At 77.1% G+C, this 20,674-nt stretch carries 17 protein-coding genes; 3 read left to right on the forward strand and 14 right to left on the reverse strand.

The features are described 5' to 3' along the window. The 5 genes from ABZ234_RS22930 to ABZ234_RS22950 all read right to left on the reverse strand — a co-directional run. Positions 1 to 664 (reverse strand): formate dehydrogenase accessory sulfurtransferase FdhD (locus tag ABZ234_RS22930; RefSeq protein ID WP_355013395.1); only part of this gene is annotated, 664 nt, incomplete at its 3' end. Between the two features lie 58 nt (positions 665 to 722). Then, positions 723 to 2,357: an RAMP superfamily CRISPR-associated protein gene (locus tag ABZ234_RS22935; protein ID WP_355013396.1), complete on the reverse strand. Its 1,635-nt coding sequence runs from the start codon at positions 2,355 to 2,357 to the stop codon at positions 723 to 725. Beyond that, entirely contained in the window at positions 2,354 to 4,294 is a 1,941-nt protein-coding gene (locus ABZ234_RS22940; protein ID WP_355013397.1) for a hypothetical protein, read from the reverse strand. Before ABZ234_RS22940 ends, ABZ234_RS22935 begins: the two co-directional genes overlap by 4 nt. Positions 4,295 to 4,376: 82 nt before the next feature. Beyond that, positions 4,377 to 5,057, reverse strand: a complete 681-nt coding sequence (locus tag ABZ234_RS22945; RefSeq protein WP_355013398.1) for a hypothetical protein — start codon at positions 5,055 to 5,057, stop codon at positions 4,377 to 4,379. Next, positions 5,054 to 6,886, reverse strand: a complete 1,833-nt coding sequence (locus ABZ234_RS22950) for a hypothetical protein (protein WP_355013428.1) — start codon at positions 6,884 to 6,886, stop codon at positions 5,054 to 5,056. Before ABZ234_RS22950 ends, ABZ234_RS22945 begins: the two co-directional genes overlap by 4 nt. Before the next feature lie 430 nt (positions 6,887 to 7,316). On the opposite strand from ABZ234_RS22950, the gene ABZ234_RS22955 reads away from it, so the two are divergent. Continuing rightward, complete coding sequence (locus ABZ234_RS22955) at positions 7,317 to 7,496, forward strand: hypothetical protein (protein ID WP_344183239.1); 180 nt, start codon at positions 7,317 to 7,319, stop codon at positions 7,494 to 7,496. A 263-nt stretch (positions 7,497 to 7,759) separates the two neighbouring features. On the opposite strand, the gene cas6 is transcribed toward ABZ234_RS22955, so the two are convergent. After that, positions 7,760 to 8,719, reverse strand: coding sequence for a CRISPR system precrRNA processing endoribonuclease RAMP protein Cas6 (gene cas6, locus ABZ234_RS22960; RefSeq protein WP_344183241.1), 960 nt, complete (start codon positions 8,717 to 8,719; stop codon positions 7,760 to 7,762). Then, positions 8,679 to 9,338, reverse strand: a complete 660-nt coding sequence (locus ABZ234_RS22965) for a DUF1697 domain-containing protein (protein ID WP_355013399.1) — start codon at positions 9,336 to 9,338, stop codon at positions 8,679 to 8,681. The genes cas6 and ABZ234_RS22965 overlap by 41 nt, the downstream gene beginning before the upstream one ends. A gap of 195 nt (positions 9,339 to 9,533) precedes the next feature. Between ABZ234_RS22965 and ABZ234_RS22970 the strand changes: the two genes are divergently transcribed. Beyond that, positions 9,534 to 10,559, forward strand: coding sequence for a hypothetical protein (locus ABZ234_RS22970; protein WP_355013400.1), 1,026 nt, complete (start codon positions 9,534 to 9,536; stop codon positions 10,557 to 10,559). 12 nt (positions 10,560 to 10,571) lie between these two features. Here ABZ234_RS22970 and ABZ234_RS22975 read toward each other — a convergent pair whose 3' ends face one another. Both ABZ234_RS22975 and ABZ234_RS22980 read right to left on the reverse strand, forming a co-directional pair. After that, positions 10,572 to 12,365: a cation acetate symporter gene (locus ABZ234_RS22975; RefSeq protein WP_355013401.1), complete on the reverse strand. Its 1,794-nt coding sequence runs from the start codon at positions 12,363 to 12,365 to the stop codon at positions 10,572 to 10,574. Continuing rightward, entirely contained in the window at positions 12,365 to 12,796 is a 432-nt protein-coding gene (locus ABZ234_RS22980; RefSeq protein WP_355013402.1) for a DUF485 domain-containing protein, read from the reverse strand. Before ABZ234_RS22980 ends, ABZ234_RS22975 begins: the two co-directional genes overlap by 1 nt. Positions 12,797 to 13,325: 529 nt before the next feature. On the opposite strand from ABZ234_RS22980, the gene ABZ234_RS22985 reads away from it, so the two are divergent. After that, positions 13,326 to 13,601 (forward strand): hypothetical protein, encoded by a 276-nt coding sequence (locus ABZ234_RS22985; protein WP_267949000.1) that lies wholly within the window; start codon positions 13,326 to 13,328, stop codon positions 13,599 to 13,601. A 170-nt stretch (positions 13,602 to 13,771) separates the two neighbouring features. On the opposite strand, the gene ABZ234_RS22990 is transcribed toward ABZ234_RS22985, so the two are convergent. The 5 genes from ABZ234_RS22990 to hutU form a co-directional block, all read right to left on the reverse strand. Next, positions 13,772 to 14,869 (reverse strand): GNAT family N-acetyltransferase, encoded by a 1,098-nt coding sequence (locus tag ABZ234_RS22990; RefSeq protein WP_355013403.1) that lies wholly within the window; start codon positions 14,867 to 14,869, stop codon positions 13,772 to 13,774. A gap of 198 nt (positions 14,870 to 15,067) precedes the next feature. Beyond that, positions 15,068 to 16,273, reverse strand: a complete 1,206-nt coding sequence (gene hutI / locus ABZ234_RS22995; protein WP_355013404.1) for an imidazolonepropionase — start codon at positions 16,271 to 16,273, stop codon at positions 15,068 to 15,070. Next, positions 16,273 to 17,676: a formimidoylglutamate deiminase gene (locus tag ABZ234_RS23000; RefSeq protein ID WP_355013405.1), complete on the reverse strand. Its 1,404-nt coding sequence runs from the start codon at positions 17,674 to 17,676 to the stop codon at positions 16,273 to 16,275. The genes hutI and ABZ234_RS23000 overlap by 1 nt, the downstream gene beginning before the upstream one ends. Before the next feature lie 68 nt (positions 17,677 to 17,744). Then, positions 17,745 to 18,986, reverse strand: coding sequence for an allantoate amidohydrolase (locus ABZ234_RS23005; protein ID WP_355013406.1), 1,242 nt, complete (start codon positions 18,984 to 18,986; stop codon positions 17,745 to 17,747). Beyond that, positions 18,983 to 20,641 (reverse strand): urocanate hydratase, encoded by a 1,659-nt coding sequence (hutU, locus tag ABZ234_RS23010; protein WP_267948995.1) that lies wholly within the window; start codon positions 20,639 to 20,641, stop codon positions 18,983 to 18,985. The genes ABZ234_RS23005 and hutU overlap by 4 nt, the downstream gene beginning before the upstream one ends. Positions 20,642 to 20,674 lie beyond the last annotated feature (33 nt).

Below are 20,674 nucleotides of genomic sequence, written 5' to 3' on the forward strand. Positions count from 1 at the left end.
GCGTGATGCCAGCCTCCTCGGCCAGGTCGACGGCCAGGGACGAGGGCGCGGAGACGGCCGCCATCATCGGGACGCCGGCCATCCAGGCCTTCTGCCCGCCCGGACGCGGGCGGGCGCGGCCGGTGAAGTCGGTCCACCCCACCGGCAGGGCGGCCCGGGTGCCGGAGGGCTCGCTCGTCGCCGAGAAGGGCACGTCCCCGCCGAGGGTGCGGCTGTGCGCCCGGCCGTTCCACCCCTGGAGGAGGAACGAGCGGTCGCGCGGGCGCAGCCACTCCGGGAGCGGGGCGGGGTCGTCCGCGCTGATCCACCCGTCCTCCGCCCCCTCCCCGAACCTGATCTGGGCGCGGGGGCCGAACACCAGGACCTCCAGGACGCGCCACCGGTCGGTCGCGGGCCTCAGCGCGGGGGCCGACAGGTCGGCGGTGGACGGGTGGTCCGACCGGCGCCAGCGCCCGCCCGGGCACGCGCCGGTGATCCGTCCGTCGCCGAGTTCGGCGAGCAGCCACTGCGGGGCCCCCGGCGCTCCGGGGATCCCGTCGGTCCCGGTGTCCAGGAGGCGGCAGCGGACGCCGCGCGTGAAGATGTCGTCGAGGACGCCCTCGACCTGTCCGCCGTCCAGCCGCCGGACGGCCAGCCCCTCCGGCCTCGGGGGTGTGTGGTCCACCTGTGCTCCCTTCCGTCCCGTCGTCCGTCCCCGCCCCGTGCCCCGGCCCGCGGCGGCCTCACCGCTCCCCGCCGACCCGCGCCGTCCCGCCCCCCGGCGCGAGCCGGGTCCTCAGGGCCGACACCCACCCGCGTGCGGTGGCCGCCTCCGCGCTGCCCGGGGCGAAGAGCGCCGTGAGCAGGTCCACCCGGTGCGGCGGCCCGCCGTCACCGGTCCAGGTGGTGAGGGCGGCCCGCGTCGCGGTCAGGCGCCCGTTCCCGCTCCCCGCTCCGGCCCCGAGGGTGTCGAAGGGGACCGTCGCCAGTTCTCGCACGACGAGCACGAGCAGGCCGCGCACCGCGTCGTCGGGGTCGCGGACGTCCAGGACCACCTCGCCGCTGCCGCCGCAGTGCAGGTCGCTCGTGAACACCCGCCCTTCCACCGCGTCGCCGAACAGGGAGTCCACGGTCAGGCGGGTGGCGGTCAGGTGCGCGCCGCCCCTGAGATGGGGGGCTGTCCTCAGGCGCACCCGCGAGGGGCGCGGGCGCGCGCCCCCGGGCCCTGTGTCCGCCCCCCACCAGTGGGCGTGCCATTCCTGCCACCGGGCCCCCTCCGCGCCGAGGTGCTCGGCGGCGTCCCGGACCAGCCTGCCCCCGATCCTCTTGAACAGGGCGAACAGGGCGGTGTCCCCGAGCACCGGCGCGAGGCGGACAGAGGCCTTGTCGGCGTCGGACACGAACGGGCGGTGGCGGTGTGCCCGGTCCACGGTCCCGAGCCTTTCGGGAGCGGGCACGTCGCCGACCATGATCAGGCCGGGGCGGGGGCTGCGCGGCGGCGGTCCGGCGGGCTCGGGCTGCTCGGCCACGGCCAGAGTCAGGCGCAGTTCGGCGCGGTGGCGCCGGTCGGGGCGGGCGGGGCGTGCCTCCCGACGGGCTGCCGCCGCCGCCCGCCCGTGGGCGCGCAGCCGCGCGGCCAGCGCGGTGGACAGCTCGGCGGGGGCGTCCGCGAGCGCCGCGGCCCCGCGCTCCCAGCGGTCGGCCCAGGACCGGGCGTGGTAGGCGAACCAGGCGCGCTCGTCGGTGAGGTCGTGCCGCTCCGCGGTCCAGTGCGTGGCGCGGACGGCGCCGTGGCCGCGTCCGGTGCGCCCCCCGACGCGGATGCCGGGGCCCTCCCCGGAGAACCCGTCGGCGGCCAGGACCAGCAGGTCGAGCAGGAGCTCCTCGTCGGCGGGGGCGGGCACGCGCAGCCGCATGTGGGCGGTGAACACGGTGCCCGCCGGCAGCACCTCCCACTGCCACATGCGCCCCGGGCGGACGGTACCGGAGGCCGGGTCCACGCGGGTGCCGACACGGACGGCGACGGTCGTGCCCTCGGGCAGCTCGGCGGCGGCGTCGTCGACGTCCAGGGCGCTCGCCGCGGGCGCGTCCGGCTCCCCGCCGGGCGGGGGACCGGACTCCGGCGCCCCGAAGAGCCGGCTCACCTTGCGGGGGTCCTCGGTGCGGGCCGCGAGTTCGTGGCGCAGCAGGCCCGCCAGGGTGGTCGCGCGCAGCCGGGGCACGCCCGTGCGGGGGTCGCGGTCCACGCGCAGGTCGACGTCGCCCTCCGCGGCGTGGCGGGGCACCGCCCGGGCCGCGCCGATGTGGGTGTCGGAGAGCAGGCACAGCCGGACGGCGATCTCCCAGAGCGGCCCGGGGCGGGCGGGGCGGGTGCTCAACCGCCTCCCCCAGGATCGTGGCGGCCCTCCTGGGCGGCCCGCAGGACCACTCCGGCCTCGGACAGCCAGGAGGAGGCGAGGAGCAGTGCCAGGCGGGGAGCGGCCCGGCGCTCCCACACGCGGGCACGGGAGGAGAGCCCGCTGGGGTGGTCGCGGGGCGGCAGGCCGTCGGTGAGGGAGAGGTCGACGGCGGCGAGCGCCCGGGAGTAGGCGGGGCTGTCCGGGGGCTCGGGCCTGTTGTCGCGCCACCACTCGGCGGCCGCGCCACCGTCGGCCAGGGCTCCGAGCCAGGACTGCACGGAGACGGGACCGGGCCGGCCTGGCCGGGACAGCCGGGCCCCGGCGAGGGCGCGGACGGCGCGGTCGTGCAGGGCCTTGTGCGTGCCCGCCCGGTCGGCCCGGCCGCGCGCACGGCCGGAGACGGTGCGGCCCAGGGCGGTCAGCGCGTCCTCGGGCGTGCGGTGGGGGTGGCCCACGACCTCGCGGAGGCGTCCGAGCAGGCTGGGGGTGAGGGGGGCGAGCCCCCGGGCGGAGTCCCGGGCGAGGGAGCGTGCGTGGTCGCGGACCGGACGGGAGGCGGCGTTCCACAGGAGTTCGTCGTAGAGCTCCTCGAGCCCGCCCTCCCCGCCCGTGGCGGTCGGGACCGCAGGGACCGCCGAGACCGCCGGGACCGCAGAAACCGCCGGGGCCTCAAGGACCTCAGGAACCTCCGGGACCGCAGGAGCCGCAGGAACTGCCCCGGTGGGCGCCGGCGGGGGCGGGACGCGCGCGGGGGGCCGGCCCGCGGACGGGGCCGCCGCGAGCGGGACGGCGGTCGGCGCGAGGGGTCGGGGCCCGCCCGGCGGGACCGGGAGGAGCGTGAACTGGCCGTGGCCGTCCACCACCCGTTCGCCCAGCGGGTGGGCCTCCAGGTCGCGGGCCTGGTCGGCGGTCAGGCCGCCGTCGAGCCGCAGGCGCACCACCGCACCCGGCACGGCCGCCCACCGCTGCGCCATCGGCCCCCGGTAGCCCCGGTGGTAGGCGCCGAGCAGCCCGGCCTCCACGTGGTGGGCGAGCACCCTGGCGCCGGAGCCGGGGAGGCGGCGGGCGAGGAGGTCGAGCACGGCGGGCACCAGCGCCCGCGGGCTGGACTGGCCCTCCTCGCCGACCAGCAGGGCCGGGGAGAGCAGCAGGAGGTCGAGGGGGGCGCCGGGGGGCCAGTGGCGCGTGTGCGGGTGTGCGACCCGGTCGGGCGACAGCAGCCGGTGCGGGTCCGCGGGGGCCACGCTGACGCCGCCGTGGGCCCGGGTCCCGCCGGAGCCGAGGGTGAGGGTGCCGTCCGCCTCGTCGAGGACCTCGGCGACGCGCTCGGCGAGGTCGCGGAGGGAGCCGCTGTCGGCGGCGAGCAGCTGCCAGCGGGCCTCGAAGACCTGGCCGGGGTCGACGGTGGTCGCGAAGAAGGGGACCCCCTGGGACCGGTCGCCCGTGCGGGACCGTCCGAGGTACTGCTCGGCGGTGGTGCGCACGGCGGCGCGCAGGGAGCGGTCGAGGGTGACGTGGCCGCGAACGGCCCGGTAGGGGGTGGCGGGGTCGGTTCCCGCGAAGACGTCGACGGTGGTGTCGCCGTTCTTGCCCGGTGTGTAGAGGTGGGCGGGGGCCGGGTAGGCCACGAGCGCCCGCGCCGGCGCGGAGTCCGCGGGGAGGCCCGGGTCGGCCCCCGGTTCGAGGCGCGGGTAGGCGGGGGCGAAGCGGATCCGGTCGCCGCGGGCGACCCAGTCGAGCAGCTCGCGCTCGCGGCCGGCGCGCCGGAGCGCGGCGGCGAGCATGCCGCGCTGGGCGCGCCCGCCGATGGAGTGCTCCGAGTCGATCCGCAGCGGGTCGAGGGAGGTGCGCACCGCCAGGGTGTCGGTGAGCACGTAGCGCAGCGGCAGGTAACCGGTGGCGGGGAGCGGGTTCACGCACCCACCCCCGCGGGCGGCGCGGTGCCCGCCGCGGGGGCGGGGCGCCGGCCTCGGGACGCGTCCTGGAGAGGGCCGGTGTTCACACACGTACCCCTTCCCGGTCCGGCCCCTTCCTCACCGGCGCGGCCAGGCGGAGCGTGACCGCGTGCGGGTCCCCGTCCGCCCCGGCCAGGCGCACGTCCACCCGGCCCCGTCCGCGCGTGGTCCTCAGCCCGATCCGGGTGGTGGCCAGGCAGGCCCGGGCCAGCAGCCGCCAGTGCGCCTCTCCGGGGGCGGTCGCCCAGGTCAGCGTCGCGGACAGGGTCGGCCCCGGCAGGAGTACCCGGTTCGTGCGCAGCCTCCCCGGCTCCGGGGCCCCGTCCGGTCCGACGGCGGTCCCCGACTCCAGGGCGGTGTACGCGTCCGTGACCGCCCGGCGCAGGGCGGAGCGCAGGGGTTCGTCCCGGCCGGCCAGGGCGCGCGCGACCGCCGAGCGGACGTCCTCTCCCAGGACGGCGTGGCCCACCCGCAGCATCCGGTCCGCGCCGTGGGAGCGCCTCCGGCCGAACACCTCGTCGCACGCGGCGGCCAGCTCCGGGGCCGCCGCCAGCGCGTCGGCCGCCCCCGCGCGCAGCCTGGCCGCGAGGCGGTGGCGGGGCAGGTAGGGCAGACCGTGCTCGTCGGTGACCACGTCCGTGTCCGCGCCCGTCCCGTCCGCGCTCGCGCCGACGAACAGGGCGGGGGAGGCCAGACGCACGACGATGCGGTCCGGCGGGCTCACGTCCGCGCACCCCCCGGCGGAGCCGGGGGGTGCGGGCCGCCGGAACCCGCCCGCCCCCGCGGCCGGGGCCGGTGGGGCTCGAGCGCCGCCGCCAGCCCGGGGTCCAGGTACAGGTCCATCACCTCGACCGCGTCGAGCAGCGCGCCGGGTGTCCACTCCCGGGGGAGTCCGACGGGGCCGCCGGTCACACGGGCGCGGCGGGCGAGCTCGGGGCCGGGGTCGGCGCCCGACTCCAGCAGGGGCACGAGGGACGAGACCAGCCAGCTCCGCCGCCGGGCGTCCCCCTCCGCGAGCAGGCTGCCGGGGGCGGACGCCGACAGGTACCGGTCGAGGAAGCGGGCGAACCCGGTCCCGGTCAACGGCAGCCCGGTGCGGGGGACGGGCGCCAGGCGGGCGCCGTCGAGGCGGCGCAGGACCCGGTCGACGCCGTCGAACCGCGTCGTCCAGGCGACGGCGTGCTCGTCCGGCGCCCCGGGGTCGGCCTCGGCGAGCGCGACCCTGTGCTCCTTGGCCCTGCGGCACATCGCCTCGCACAGGTCGTAGCCCAGGGAGAGGGGCGCGCCGACCGGCTGGACCGCGATCCCCACCCCGACCGTGGGCACGAAGGTGGTGTGCCCGCCCCCGTCGGGACGGCGCACGGTCCGGCCCGCGCCCGCCGGTCCGCCGTGGGCCCCGGCGAGCGCGCGGTGCAGCGCCACCCGGGGGTCGCGGGGGTCGCCGATCCGCTCCGGGTCGGCGTCGAGCCAGTCGAGCGCGTAGCGGGCCAGGCTCAGGGCCAGGCGGGCGTCGCACAGGACGGTGAGGTCGTCCCCGGCGACCACGATGGGGCGCACCGGTATCCGGACGGGGCCGGGCGGGACGTGGTGGAGGGTGACGGGCCGGGCGGCGCCGGCGCCCGGGATGACGGGGGCCCGACCGGGCTCGGCCCGCACCGTGGCGGCCACCGCGCGCACCAGGACCCGGGCCAGTCCCTCGGTGAGGCCGGCGATGCGTCCGGACAGGAGGCGCTGGGCCATCGCCCCGGAACCGGGCACGCGGGGGTCCCCCGCGCGCTCGCGGTAGGAGCCCAGGATGATCCCGAGCCCGTTGACGTCGATGTGGACCACCGCGATCCTGCTGACCTCGCCGTGGTCGCGGCCGAGCCGGTCGACCTCCATCGGGAGCGCGAGCGCGGGCGCGCCGGTGGCGGTGGCGGCTCCGGTCAGCCAGTCCGCGCTGTGGGCGCGGTGCCAGCGGCGGCCGATCCCGCGGGCCCTGGCGACGTCAGCGGTCACCCGCTCGTGCACGTCGGGGTGGTCGTCCTGGGCCCGGCTGCTGTCCACCGTCTCGGCCGGGCCGCCGCTGACGGAGCAGACCGCGGTGATGCCGTACCCGTGGGCCGGTGTGTGCAGCGCCGACATGTGCCGTCTGGCCTCCCGCAGCCGCTGCGGGAGGACCGCCAGGGCCGCGTCGACCCCGGCGACGGGCGCGGGGGCCGCCGCGGCGCCCGGCCCGCCGTCCGCCGGCGCCCCCGGGCCCGCGGCCTCCGCCGCGCCGTAGGGGACGTGCGCGACCACGGGGGTCAGGTCGCCCGCGCGGTCGCGCAGCCGCCGCGTGTAGCGGGCCGTGAACCGGCGCGCGGCCGCGGCGTCCGGGAAGGCCGCCGTGAGCGCCCCTCCCGCGTCGCGCAGGACCACGCAGCCGGGGGGAACCAGGTCGGCGATGCCGTGCTCGGCGTCGGAGGTGTCGGTCAGCTCGGCGACGAGCGCCGCCCGTCCCACCGCGTCCAGGATGCGGCGCCCGCTGTACACGTAGGCCTGGATGCCGCGCAGGTCGACGCCGACCACCACACCGCTGGGCGGCGGCCCCCCGGCGTCCGGGGCGGCGCCGGGCGGGCTGTGCGGTGCGGGAACGGGGGTCACCGTGTCGGGTCTCCTCGTCGGCGGGTGCGGGGAAGGGCGCGGGGGGAGGGCACGGGCCGCGCGGGGCCGCCTCCCGGGGACTCCTCTCGGACGGTGCCCGCCTTCCGGCCGTGGGAGACCACGGATACCACCCGGGCCCGGGGGCCGCCCCTCCGGGGGCGGTCGACGCCGGGCCTCGGCCGCGTGGTGGGGACGGGCCCGGGGACCGCCCCTCCGGGGGCCGTCGACGCCGGGCCTCGGCCGCGTGGTGGGGACGGGCCCGGGGACCGCCCCTCCGGGGGCCGTCGGCCCGCCCGGGACCGGGGCTCTGTCCGAGAGAGCTGGGTGCACCGCCCTTCCCCGGCACGGAGGTCTCCCCATGGCACCGCACACGTCCGAGACGATCGCCCTGCGCGGCCGCGACCCGCACGCCCCTCCCGCGGACGCGCCCGAGCTCGTCCCCCGCGAGCTCGTGCCGCACCTGCGGGGGCTGGCCCGCGCGCTCCGGGACCGGGACACCGGGCGGACGGCGCCGGAGGGAGGGGCCCCGCACGCCTGAGTCGGCGCGGGGCCGGGCGGCGCCGCGGACCGTGCCGCTGCCCGGCCGGGCAGCGGCCCCGGCGCCTGCGGGAGCGGCCTCCGGCACACGCGACCGGCAGGGGCACGGGGGAAGGGGCGCCGGCGCACGCGAACGCCGGGGACACGGCGGGGAGGGGGCGCCGGCTCCCACCCCCGTCCACGGGGTGGGAGCCGGCGCGGCCGGACCTGGTCGGGCACCGGTCCCCGCCCGCCGTCCTCGGGCGGGAACCGGCGGTCTGGGGGTCAGTCGAACAGCGTGCCGCCGAACTCCTCGGCCTCGGCGACGGCGCGGACGTGGGCGTCCCCCACCCGCTGGGGGGTGCGCCGGGCCACCCGGTTCGGCATCCTGCGCGCGCGGGACACGGGCGCCTCCGCGAACGGCCGGCCGCAGGTGACCGTGTCCACGCGCACGGAGCCGAAGCCCTGGGCGGTGTACTTGCCGACACCGGCGAGTTCGAGGAGTTCGAGGAGCGTGGCGAAGGCGTCGGCGTGGCGCCGGTCGCCGCCGGCCATCTCCAGCCTGAAGCCGCCGTGCCAGCCCAGGACGGTGCGGTTCTCGGCGTGGTGGTGCTCCGCCAGCCGCACCTCCTCCCCGGGCAGGGGCGTGCGGCGCACCTGGGCCATGCCGCCCAGGACGAGTTCGAGCCAGTTCTCGGCGAGGGCGGGCGGCGCGAACCGCGCCACGGCGCCGACGGCCCCGCTGCCTCCGACGATCCCGCCGCCCGAGCGGTGCACGGCTCCGAAGAGCCGCCGCGGGCTGGGCCAGATGTGCGGTATGCGCTCGCCCGTGGCGTCGCGGGTGGTCATGACGACGGGCGTCCGGCTGCGCACCTCGGCGGCGCGCACCGCCGACGGGCCCCGCGGCTCGACGAGCATCTGGGCGTAGGTGCGCTCGTGCGTGCGCGTCACCGAGAGGGGCACCAGCAGGTGGTCGCCGATCCGCTGCGGGTCGCCGACCAGGTCCTCCGGGTCCAGGGAGGGCGGCACCTCGTCGTCGAGCCAGGTCAGGGTCCAGTGGTACAGGCGGTCGCCCAGGGGGCGAGGCCACCCGTTCATGGACCACCGCTTGGCCGCCGCGTGCTCCTCCGGGGGCTGCGGCCACCACCGGTTGAGGAGGCCGTGGCAGTCCTCGGGCCGGATCGGCCGCGCCGTGTCCGACAGGTCACGCAGGATCACGGTCCACCGTCTCGGCACGGGCACCACCCCTTCGCGTGGTCGTGACGGCGTCCGGTTCGCGCCGTCCTCGGTTCACCGAGGACTTCTCTCGGACAGTCGCGAGGCGGGCCCGCTCCCGGTCCCCGACCATCTCCACCAGGCGCAGCACGGTCCGCCAGTTGCGGCTCGTGACCGTCCCGTCGACGTGCCGGACCACGAGGTCCGGCAGTACGGCGGACCTGATCCCGTCCTCGTGCCAGGTGTAGACCTGGTCGCCCACCAGCGCCATGCGCTCCCCGGGGTGGCGGGAGGGGTCGATCCCGTTCAGCGCGTCCGCGTCCACCGCGCCGGCGCAGAAGAGGACGAGGAACCCGGAGGGGTCGGGGACGTCGAACGGGTTCGCCTCCACCGCGGCGCGCATCCCGGCCGCGGTCCGCACCACCGTGGGGACGTCGTGCCCGAGCACGTCCCTGATGCCGTTCCGCACCGTCTCGGCCACCTCCGCGGGATCGGTGTCCCCTCCCCCGAAGACGGCGTTCCCGCTCTGCGCGTAGGTGGCGACGCCGGTGTATCCGAGGTCCTCCAGCAGGGCGCGCAGGTCGGCCATGGCGATGCGGCGGTGGCCGCCGACGTTGATCCCGCGCAGCAGTGCGACGTACTCGGTCATGGTGTCCAGCCTGCCGCCGCCGGTGCGCCGCCGCAAGCGCGGTCCCGTCCGCCTCCCGTGGTCCGGGGAGGGCGAACCGCGCGCCGCCCCGGCGGACCGGCCGGCGCCTCCCGTGCCCCGGCGGGCGCTCCGGGTGCGTACGCTGGCAGGCGTACGCGACGCGCCCCGCCGACCGCCCACGACACCGGAGACGCCGTGCCCCGCCTGAGCCACACCTTCGACATCACCGCAGTGGACCGGGAGGTGGTCGGGCGGATCGTCTCCGCCCTGCACGAGGTCGCCCGGGGCTGCCGGTTCGACGGCCGGGGATGGCTGCTCCCCCCCGACCCGGAGTCGTGGGAGCGCCTGGTGGCGCGGGCGGACGAGCTGGGGCTGGTCGACCGGGAGTCGGCCGAGGAGCTGCGCGAGGAGCGGCGCGACGCCGCCGCGCGGTTGCGCGAGGGCTCCCCCCGGACGGAGGCGGAGGCCGACGAACTGGAGGTGACCGCCGCGGAGCTCGCCCTCCAGCTGCAGACCGGGCGGCACCTCGCGCCCCGGAGCCACTACCTCGTGGCCGAGCTCTCCCCCGAGGGCGTGCCCGTCGAACCCGCCGACGACGAGGAGAAGGGGTGGAGCGGTACCGGGCTGACCGTCACCGCCTGGGACGAGACGGGCACCTCCTCCGTGGACTTCAGCATGCCCGACGCGGTCGGCGGAACCGAACCGCCGGTCACCTGGGGGACCGTCACCCACGACGCGCCCGCGGGCCTGCTGACCTGGGCCGCCGAGGTGAAGCTGCCGGGGAGGGGCGCCTGGCTGCGGTCCGCGTCGGGAGAGTTCCGGTTCTCCACCGGTGACTGGTACTCGGCGGTCTCCGGCCGGGGCGGCGGCCGTCCGGCCCGCCTGCGCGCACGCCACGCCGTCGCCGAGGTCGACGCCTGGCTGGCGCCGACCGCCGGGGCGGACGGCCGCTGGTCGGTGGAGGCGGTGCTGGACGTGCGCGGCAAGGGGGTCTTCCGCCCGGTGGTGTCGGCGGCCGTGTGGGCGGCCGTCTCCTCGTTCCGACGGGCGGAAAGGCGCGCCGCCAGGCTGGGGACGGGCGAGCCGACCACCCGGCAGCGGCTCGACCGGACGGCCCTCGCCTGGGACCGGATCGCGCGCAACGCGCCCCGCCTGCCGGAGCTGCTGCACGACCTGGCCGCGGCCCTGGCCACCGCGGGCCCCCGGGGAGGCTCCCGCTGACCCGCGGGCCGCTCAGCCCTGGTCGGCGCCCCAGCCGGTCAGGGAGCGCACGCGGAGTTCGGTGAACCTGGCGGTGTTGCGTTCGGCCGAGAGCAGGCTGCCCACAATCGCGCACGCGAAGCCGATCGGCACCGCGACCAGGGCCGGGTTCTCCATGGGGAAGACCTGGACGTCGATCCCCGCGGGCAGCACGGAGAGGTTCTCGCCGGTCACCGGGTCGGTCCTGCCGGACATGACCGGGGACAGGAGCATGAGCAGCAGTGTGGCCGACAGTCCGCCGTAGACCCCCCACTCCACGCCCCGGGTGTTGAAGCGCCGCCAGAACAGGGTGAGCACGATGACCGGGAGGTTGGCGGCGGCCGCGATCGCGAAGGCCAGCCCCACCAGGAAGGCCACGTTCTGGTCCTGGGCCTGGACGGCGAGCACGATGGCGACCCCGCCGACCAGGCAGGCGGAGAGGCGCGCCACCCCCACCTCCTGCGTCTCCTTGGGCCTCCCCCACATGAGGACGTGGCCGAACAGGTCGTGCGCGATGGAGGACGAGGAGGCGAGGGTGAGGCTCGCGATGACGGCGAGGATGGTGGCCAGCGCCACGGCGGAGATCAGGGCGAGGAGCACGGCGGCGCCGACGGGGCCCGCGGTCAGCCGTCCCACCTCCTCGGCGAGCATCGGCACGGCGGTGTTGCCGGACGGGTCGAGGGCGAGGATGCGGTCGGTGCCCACGAGGGCGGCGGCGCCGAACCCCAGCGCGAGCGTCATGAGGTAGAAGACGCCGACCATGACGATGGTGCGGTGCACGGAGGCCCGCGCGGAGCGGCCGTCGGGGACGGTGTAGAAGCGGATGAGGATGTGCGGCAGCGCGACGGTGCCGAGCACCAGCGCGAGTCCGAGGCTGATCAGGTCGAGTTTGTTGAACAGGGTCCGGGCCGGGTCGCCCGGCACCTCCACCCCGAGGCGCAGACCGGGTTCGAGGAACGCCTGCCCGTGCCCGCTGGCCTCGGCCGCCCCGCCGAGAAGGGCGCGCGGGTCGAAGGAGAACAGGGCGAGCACGAGGGCCGTGAGCAGGCCGGTGGCGCCCAGCAGGGCGACCGCCTTGATGATCTGGAGCCAGGTGGCGGCCTTCATCCCCCCGTACACGACGTAGGCGATCATGAGCACTCCGACGAGCACGATCGCCCCGGTGCGCGCCTGCCCGGCGTCCATCCCCAGGAAGGTCCCGCCGTCGTGCAGTCCGAGCAGGACGGCGACCAGGGCCCCCGCGCCGACCATCTGGGCGACGAGGTAGAACACGCACACGGTGACGGTGGAGACGGCGCAGGCCAGGCGCACCCGCATCCGGCGCATGCGGAAGGCGGGCAGGTCGGCCATGGTGAAGCGGCCGGTGTTGCGCATCAGCTGGGCCATGGGCAGCACCAGGAGCCAGGCCACCAGGAAGCCGATGGAGTACAGGAACCCGTCGTAGCCCTGGAGGGCGATCATCCCGGCGATGCCCAGGAAGGACGCGGCCGACAGGTAGTCGCCGGTCAGGGCCAGCCCGTTCTGCGTGCTGGAGAACCCGCGCCCGCCCGCGTAGAAGTCGACCGCGCCCCGGGTGGTGCGCCTGGCGCGGACGGCGACGGCGAGGGTGACCAGGACGAAGAGGGCGCACAGGCCGATCGTCCACGCGTGGGCGATGCCGAACTGGCCCTCCAGCACGCCCCCCGGCACGACCGCGGCGCCGTCGGCGAGGGCCTGTGCGCGGACGGCGCCGTCCCCCGTGACGGCGCCGACCGCGGCTCCCGCGGAGGGGTCGGCCGCGGCGGGCATCAGCGCACCGCCGCGGCGTCGGCGCGGGCCCGGTCGCGGATCTCCTGCGCCAGCGGGTCGAGGGAGCGGTCGGAGAAACGGCTGAACGCCCAGGCGAGCACGAACGTGAGAAGGAACTGACCGATTCCCATGACCAGTGCCACGTTGACCGAATCCACGATCTCGATGCTCATGAAATCGCGCGCGTACGCGGACAGGAGCAGATAGGACAGGTAACCGAGAAGGAATGACGACACCAGCAGGACCGCCTGGAGCGTGAATCCCCTTCGGAGTTTCACGAAGCCCGGATCGACCGACATGCGCTCGCACGCGTGCGCCGCTTCCGCGCGCGCACGGCGCCGGTCCGCCTCCGACCTGCCCTCACGGTCGCCGAAGTCCTCCCCCCGGTCCCCGACACGTCCCCGGTACGCGCCCTCCATGTACTCGACCACGACGCTCCCCCCGTTCCTCGACCGCGCCCGCTCCCCGCGGGACCCGCCATTCGCCGGTGCGCACTGCGCGTGCTCCCCCCACCGGTTTTCCGGGACGGCTCCGCCCGCTGGGCGGCCCGCTCCGGATCGGCAACACACTAGCCACGCGCACCACTCCGCGTTCACCGAATTCGCACATCCACTTCCCGGAATTCCGGCGCGCCGACACGAGAAATCGGACGAAGAAGAGAGAAGTCGATCACCCGGCCCCATATCGCCCCGGCGCCATTTCCCGGGTCGCGGCGGCGGCGCCCGGACCGCCCCCGGCCCCGCGCGACCGGGATCACAGCCCCTCCCGCACCACGCGGACCCGCTGGTCACCGGGGGCACTCGCACCACACGTTGGCGCATATGTCGCCGGTCTTCGCTAGGCTTCGGGGCGACCCCGAACCCATGACGGAACCCCGGCGTTCAGCCGGTTTCCGCGTTCGTACAGGTGTATGATTAAGGGGTCCGCACATTCACGCGATACCGAAGGGAAATCCCCGCCGTGGTCACCGAGGTCTTCACGCGCAAGTACTGCGATCCCCACGCCGTCCGCGAGGAGAAGGTCGAGGCGAGTGAGGTCATCCAGTTCGCCTGGGACGGCGCCGTCCGTGAGGTCGACGCCTGCGGCGAGTGCTTCAAGGAGCACGAAGCCCGCCTGGAGCCCCTCGTCGACTACTCGCGTCCGGTGAAGAAGCGCCGCGTCACCAAGAAGTCCTCCCCCGCCTCCACCGAGGATTCCGGGAACGGCGACGACGCCGCGGACAGCGACAGCGAGTAGCAGCAGGAGACCTCCGGGGAACGGTCCTCCCGTGCCCCAGGAGACACCTCATCGCGTCAACCGCGAGCGGGGGCGGCGACACCCCCGGTGGTCGCCGCCCCCGCGTCCTCGCGGCCCCGCGGACACGCGTCCCGCCGCGGGCCGCGCGCGGCCGGCGCCCGCCGGACCGCTCAGCCCTGCCCCATCAGCCGGGCGAGCCTGCCGCCGTGCCGCGCGGCCCCGCCCGGTCCCCCCTGCAGCGCCTCGGCGACCGGGACCCTGGCCTGCACGTACGGGCCGCCCTCCCCATGGCCCCGCACGGAGGCGCCCAGGCGCCGCATGATCCGCATCATCCCCGCGTTGGCCAGCGCGGTCTCCGCCCGCACCTCGGCCAGGCCCCAGTCCGCGGCGATCACGGTCAGCTCGCGGGCCAGGGCGGTGCCCACCCCGCGCCCCTGCCAGGCGTCCTCCACCAGGAAGGCGATCTCGCCGACCCCCGGGTCGAGGGTGTACATCAGGTGGCCCAGGGCCACCGGGTCCTTCCCGCCCCGGGGGCGCACCGCCAGGGTGAGCCCGCGCCCGGGGTCGCAGAACACCCTCAGCATGTACGGGCTCAGCTCCGCCATCCCCGCGAAGTAGCGGCTGCGCACGGTCTCCGCCGAGCAGCGCCGGTGGAGGCCGCTCAGCGCGGGCGCGTCGGCCTCGCGCACCTGGCGCAGGGACAGCTCCTCGCCCCCGGCGGTACGGACGGTCCGGTCGGTGGGCACCGGCCCGGTCGAGGGCATCACCGAGCGCACCAGCGCCTCGGCCCGGCTCGACTCCGTCCAGGTGAAGGCGTGCGACCGCCGCCGGACGAGGACGCCGCGGAGCGGTCCGACGGGCACCAGCATGGCGGTGCCCGCCGGATCGGCGGCCTCCTCGACACGGGTCAGGTTGGTCCAGTGGGCCCCGTCCGCCGACAGGAGTTCGGCCAGGGCGTCGGGGAGCCGGTTGGGGTGCGACCGCAGCCTCGCGGTGAGCAGCAGCGCCCGGGTGACGTCGTCCCCGACCTCGCGCCTCTGGGCGGGGACGGCCGTGACCGTGCCGGTGGGGCAGTGCTCGCCGAGCGCCCGGACGGCGACGGCGTGGTCGCCGGGGATGTCGACGACGAACTCGTCGACCACCCCGGACACGTCCGTGTGGATGGAGAGTCCGACGATGTCCCCGCCGCATCGCGCGAGGGCGCCGACGACCCCGGCGAGCCCGCCCGGCCGGTCCTCGACAGCCGTCCTGATCCGCCAAAGGCTCACTGCGGCCCTCCCTGGGAGAAGGTGCACCCGCCGCCCCGGAACGACGCTGTTCCGCGGCGGCGGGACGCGCACCGACGTGGAACCAGGGTGGGCGGCCCAGGTTTCGCGGACGTTAGCCGCCCGTTGAGTTCGGACGGCTTTTCACGGGCCCCGGACCTCCCCGCGTCATACTCCGTCGTCCGGCCGGGCGGCCCCGGGTCAGGGCCGTCCGGCGACCAGCTCCCCGTCCTTCCAGACCGCCGCGACCTGCGGGACCCCGGGGCGGTAGGCCAGGTGGACGTGGTCGGGCGCGTCGAGCAGGGTGAGGTCGGCGCGCGCGCCCGGGGCGAGGTGGCCGACGTCGGTGCGGCGCAGGGCCCGCGCACCGCCCGCCGTCGCGGCCCACACCGCCTCGTCCGGGGTCATGCCCATGTCGCGGACCGCGACGGCGATGCAGAAGGCCAGGCTGGAGGTGAAGCAGGAGCCGGGGTTGCAGTCGCTGGCCAGGGCGACGACCGCCCCCGCGTCGATGAGGGCGCGTGCGTCCGGGTAGGGCTGGCGGGTGGAGAAGTCCACGCCCGGGAGCAGGGTGGCGACCGTGGGCTCGGGGCGTCCGCCGGCCTCGGCCAGGGCCTCCACGTCGGCGGAGGACAGGTGGGTGCAGTGGTCCACGGAGGCGGCGCCGAGTTCGACGGCCAGGCGCACGCCCGGCCCCTCGCCCAGCTGGTTGCCGTGCACCCTGGGCAGCAGGCCGCGCTCCCTCCCGGCGGTGAGGACGCGGCGGGAGGCGGCCTCGTCGAAGGCGCCGCGCTCGCAGAAGACGTCGACCCACCTCGCGTGGGGCGCGCAGGCGTCCATCATGGGGCCGGTGACCAGGTCCAGGTAGCCCTCGGGGTCGTCGGCGTACTCGGGGGCGACCACGTGCGCGCCGAGGAAGGTCACCTCGTCGGTGACCCGGGCGGCGACGGCCAGGCAGCGCTCCTCGTCGCGCGTGGTGAGCCCGTAGCCGGACTTGACCTCCAGGGTGGTCGTGCCCTGGGCTCGGGCCTCGCCCACGAGGCGCCGCGCCCCCGCGAGCAGGTCGGCGTCGGAGGCCTCGCGGGTGGCGGCGACGGTGGTGCGGATGCCGCCCGCCGAGTACGGCTGCCCGCTCATGCGCGCGGCGAACTCGCGGCTGCGGTTCCCCGCGAACACGATGTGGGAGTGGCTGTCCACGAACCCCGGGAGGACGCAGCGCCCGGCCGCGTCGACCCTCGCGTCGGCGTCCGGCGCCTGGGAGCGCGGGCCCGCCCAGGCCACCCTGCCGCCCTGCACCACCAGGGCGGCGTCCCGGATCTCGCCCACGGCGCCACGGCCCCGGGAGGGGTCGTTGGTGACCAGGGTGGCGATGTCGTCGATGAGGATGCTCTCGGGCACGTCGGCCATCAGTGGATCTCCTTGATCACCGTGTCGAGTTCGTGCGCGGTGTCGGGCACGAGCGTGTGGACGCCGTCGCGGACGGTCCAGCGGCCGTCGGCCATCACGTGGCGCACGTCGGCCGCGGAGGCCGCGAAGACGACGGCGTCGGCGGCGCGCGCGGGGTCGGCCCCGGCCAGCCGGACGCCGTCCAGGGGGATGTTGACCAGGTCGGCGCGCGCCCCGGCCCGCAGCGCGCCCGCGTCCTCCCAGCCGAGGGAGGCGTGCCCGTGGGCGGTGGCGGCGCGCAGGAGCGCGCCGGTTCCCAGGGTGCCGCGCCTGTGGGTGCGCAGGCGCTCGTGGAGCTCGACCGCCCGGGCCTCCTCGAACAGGTCGAGCTGGGCGTGCTGGTCCGTGCCCAGGGTGATCGGGGCGGGCAGCAGGTCGCCGGTGCGGGGCAGGCCGTCGGCCAGGTCCCGCTCGGTGGTGGGGCACAGGCACACGGTGGCGCCGGAGAGCCGGACGGCGCCGACGTCGTCGTCGGTGAGGTGGGTGGCGTGCACGAGGCTGGTGCGCGGCGTGAGCGCGCCCGCGTCGTCGAGCACCCGTGCCGGGGTGCGGCCGTAGGCGGCCAGGCAGGCCGCGTTCTCGGCCGGCTGTTCGGAGAGGTGGGCGTGCAGGGGCGCGTCGCGGTCGGCGGCGTAGGCGACGACGTCGGGCAGCTGCGCGGCGGGGACGGCCCGTACCGAGTGGACGGCGGCGCCCGCCAGCGCGTGGTCCCCCACGGGGGCGAACCCGGCCGCCCGGTCGGCCCACCGTGCGGCGTCGCCGTCGCCGAAGCGCCGCTGGGCCCCCTCCAGCGGCCGGTGCGCTCCGCCGGGGTCCAGGCCGCCGGACAGGTAGCACACGTCCAGCAGGGTGATGCGGAGCCCGGCCTCGGCCGCCGCCCGCACCAGGGCCGCGCCCATGGCGTTGGGGTCGGCGTAGCGGGTCCCGCCGGGGGCGTGGTGGAGGTAGTGGAACTCGCCCACGCAGGTGACGCCCGCCAGGGCCATCTCCGCGTAGGCGGCCCTGGCCAGCCGCAGGTAGTTGTCCGGGTCGAGCCGGTCCGCGACGCGGTACATGGCCTCGCGCCAGGTCCAGAACGACCCGCCGCCGGTGTGGGTGCGTCCGCGCAGGGCCCGGTGGAAGGCGTGCGAGTGCGCGTTGGCCAGGCCCGGCAGGGTGAGGCCGGTGAGGGTCTCGGCCCCGGCGGGCGCGACGGCTCCCGGGCTCACTGCGGTGATGCGGCCCCCGGCGGTCTCGACGAGCACGCCGTACTCGGGGCTCCCGTCCCCGGCGCCGGTCCAGGCCCACTCGCACCACACGCGGCGCGGCGCGGGCCCGCCCCCGGCCGCGGGGGCCCGGGCCCCCGCGGTCCGGCCCCCCGGCATGTCCGGAGCGGTTCCGGCGGCGCCCCCCGCTCGCGGCGGCCCGCCCGGGGCCGCCCCCGGAGCGCCGGTCACCGGGCGCCGCCCCGGCGGACGGGGCGGGCGAGGAGGTCCTGGAGGACGTCGGCCAGGGCGAGCACCCCGGCGTGGCAGTCCTCGGGACGGGCGTACTCCTGCGGGGAGTGGGACACCCCGGTCGGGTTGCGCACGTACAGCATGGCGGTGGGCACGTGGGCGGCGAGCACGCCCGCGTCGTGTCCGGCGCCCGTGGGCAGCAGCGGCACGCGCGGGTCCGGGGCCCCCGCCCCGACCACGGCGGCCAGGCGGTCGCGGAGGCCGTGCGAGAACTCCACCAGGGGTGTGAGGGACTCGGCGTCCATCGCGTAGCCCACGCCGTGGTCTCGTGCGGCGCCCGCCGCGGCCTCGCGGACCCCGTCGACGACCGCCTCCAGGGACGCGGCGTCGGCGGCGCGGGCGTCCAGCCAGGCGCTGACCCGGGACGGGACGGCGTTGGTGCCGTTGGGGTCGATCAGGGCCCTGGCGACCGTGGCGCGGGCGCCGTGCCGCTCCGCCTGGGCGCGCGCGGCCAGGATCGCGTGCGCGAAGGGCAGCATGGGGTCGCTGCGGTCGTCGAGCCGGGTGGTCCCGGCGTGGTCGGCGCGTCCGGTGAAGTCCATCCGCCAGCGGCCGTGCGGCCAGATCGAGGAGGCCACGCCCACCGGGTGCGCGGTGTCCTCCAGTGCGCGTCCCTGCTCCACGTGCAGCTCCACGAACACGTCCAGGTCGGCGAGGGCCCCGGGGTCGGCGCCCATTGCCGCCGGGTCGTGCCCGGCGGCCTCCATCGCCTGCCCCCAGGTGACCCCGGAGGCGTCGGTGAGTCCGCGCGCGCGTTCGGGGGAGACCTCTCCCGCGCTCAGCCTGCTGCCCAGGCACGGGACGCCGAACCGGCCGCCCTCCTCCTCCGCGAACACCGTGACGGCGAGCGGACGGGCGGGCGCGACCCCGCGCCCGCGCAGCTCGTCCACGGCGGCCAGGGCCGAGGCGACACCGAGCGGACCGTCGAAGGCCCCTCCGTCGGGTACCGAGTCCAGGTGGGACCCGGTGGCCACCGCCCCCGGTCCGGGGGCGCCCCACCAGGCCCACAGGTTGCCGTTGCGGTCGGCGCGCACGTCGAGCCCGCGCGCGGTCGCGGCCTCCGTGAACCAGGCGCGGGCTTCGGTGTCGGCGCCCGCCCAGGTGTAGCGGCGGTAGCCGCCGCTCCCGGCGTCGCGTCCCACGGGCTCCAGGTCGGCCCACAGGCGGTCGAAGCTCACTCGCCCTCCTTCATGGGGACGCGGACGCCGTGCGCCTCGGCGACGCGCTCGGCCTCGGGGTACCCGGCGTCCACGTGGCGGATGACGCCCGTGGCGGGGTCGTTGGTGAGCACCCGCTCCAGCTTGGCGGCGGCCAGGTCCGTGCCGTCCGCGACGCTGACCTGGCCGGCGTGGAGGGAGCGGCCCATGCCCACGCCGCCGCCGTGGTGGACGGACACCCAGGAGGCGCCGGAGGAGGTGTTGACGAGCGCGTTGAGCAGCGGCCAGTCGGCGATGGCGTCGGAGCCGTCCCTCATGCCCTCGGTCTCGCGGTAGGGGGAGGCCACGGAGCCCGTGTCCAGGTGGTCGCGGCCGATGGCCAGCGGCGCCGAGATCTCGCCGGAGGCGACCAGTTCGTTGAACCTCAGCCCGGCCGCGGCGCGCTCGCCCTGGCCCAGCCAGCAGATGCGGGCGGGGAGCCCCTGGAACGCCACCCGCTCCCCCGCCAGGCGGATCCACCGGGCCAGGTGCTCGTTCTCGGGGAACAGGTCGAGGACGGCGCGGTCGGTGCGCGCGATGTCGGCGGGGTCCCCGGACAGCGCGGCCCAGCGGAACGGCCCGCGGCCCTCGCAGAAGAGCGGGCGGATGTAGGCCGGCACGAACCCGGGGAAGTCGAACGCCCGGGTGAACCCGCCCTCGCGCGCCTCGTCGCGGATGGAGTTGCCGTAGTCGAACACCTCGGCGCCCGCGTCGAGGAAGCCGACCATGGCCTCCACGTGCGCCGCCATGGACTCGCGCGCCCGGAGGGTGAACTCCTCGGGCTCGGCCCGGGCCAGGTCCTTCCAGTCCTCGACGGAGACGCCCGCGGGCAGGTAGGCGAGCGGGTCGTGGGCCGAGGTCTGGTCGGTGACGACGTCGACCGGGGCGCCGCGGCGCAGGAGTTCGGGGAACACCTCGGCTGCGTTGCCGAGCACGCCGATCGACAGGGGCCGACGCTCGTCCCGCGCCTTCACGGCGAGGTCGAGGGCGTGGTCGAGGCCGTCGGCGCGCACGTCGAGGTAGCGGTGCTCGATGCGGCGGTCGATGCGGCTGCCGTCGCACTCGACCACGACGGCCACGCCGTCGTTCATGGTGACGGCGAGCGGCTGCGCTCCCCCCATGCCGCCGAGGCCCGCGGTGAGGGTGATGGTCCCGGCGAGCGTTCCGCCGAACCTCTTGGCGGCGACGGCGGCGAAGGTCTCGTAGGTGCCCTGGAGGATGCCCTGGGTACCGATGTAGATCCACGACCCGGCGGTCATCTGCCCGTACATGGTGAGGCCCCGGGCCTCCAGGCGGCGGAACTCGGGCCAGTTCGCCCAGTCCCCCACGAGGTTGCTGTTGGCGATCAGCACGCGCGGGGCCCACTCGTGGGTGCGCATGATGCCGACCGGCCGACCGGACTGCACGAGCAGCGTCTCGTCCCCCTCCAGGTCGCGCAGGGAGGCGGTGATGCGGTCGAAGCTGCGCCAGTCCCGCGCCGCCTTGCCGGTACCGCCGTAGACCACCAGCTCCTCGGGGTGCTCGGCGACCTCGGGGTCGAGGTTGTTGTGGAACATGCGCAGGGCGGCCTCCTGCGGCCAGCCCTTGGCGGACAGTGCGGTGCCGCGCGCGGCTCGGACGGTACGCGGGGTGCTCATGCGGGGCTCCTCGTTCGTGGTGGGCCGGCGCGG

Source organism: Nocardiopsis sp. NPDC006198 (assembly GCF_040613895.1).
GTDB lineage: Bacteria > Actinomycetota > Actinomycetes > Streptosporangiales > Streptosporangiaceae > Nocardiopsis > Nocardiopsis tropica.

What these genes read in the sequence shown, in the direction of transcription:
- ABZ234_RS22955 (WP_344183239.1), top strand. Translation starts at nt 7,317, where the DNA reads ATGGCACCGCACACGTCCGAGACGATCGCCCTGCGCGGCCGCGACCCG.
- ABZ234_RS22965 (WP_355013399.1), bottom strand. Translation starts at nt 9,338, where the DNA reads ATGACCGAGTACGTCGCACTGCTGCGCGGGATCAACGTCGGCGGCCAC.
- ABZ234_RS23000 (WP_355013405.1), bottom strand. Translation starts at nt 17,676, where the DNA reads ATGCCGGGGGGCCGGACCGCGGGGGCCCGGGCCCCCGCGGCCGGGGGC.
- ABZ234_RS22975 (WP_355013401.1), bottom strand. Translation starts at nt 12,365, where the DNA reads ATGCCCGCCGCGGCCGACCCCTCCGCGGGAGCCGCGGTCGGCGCCGTC.
- hutU (WP_267948995.1), bottom strand. Translation starts at nt 20,641, where the DNA reads ATGAGCACCCCGCGTACCGTCCGAGCCGCGCGCGGCACCGCACTGTCC.
- hutI (WP_355013404.1), bottom strand. Translation starts at nt 16,273, where the DNA reads ATGGCCGACGTGCCCGAGAGCATCCTCATCGACGACATCGCCACCCTG.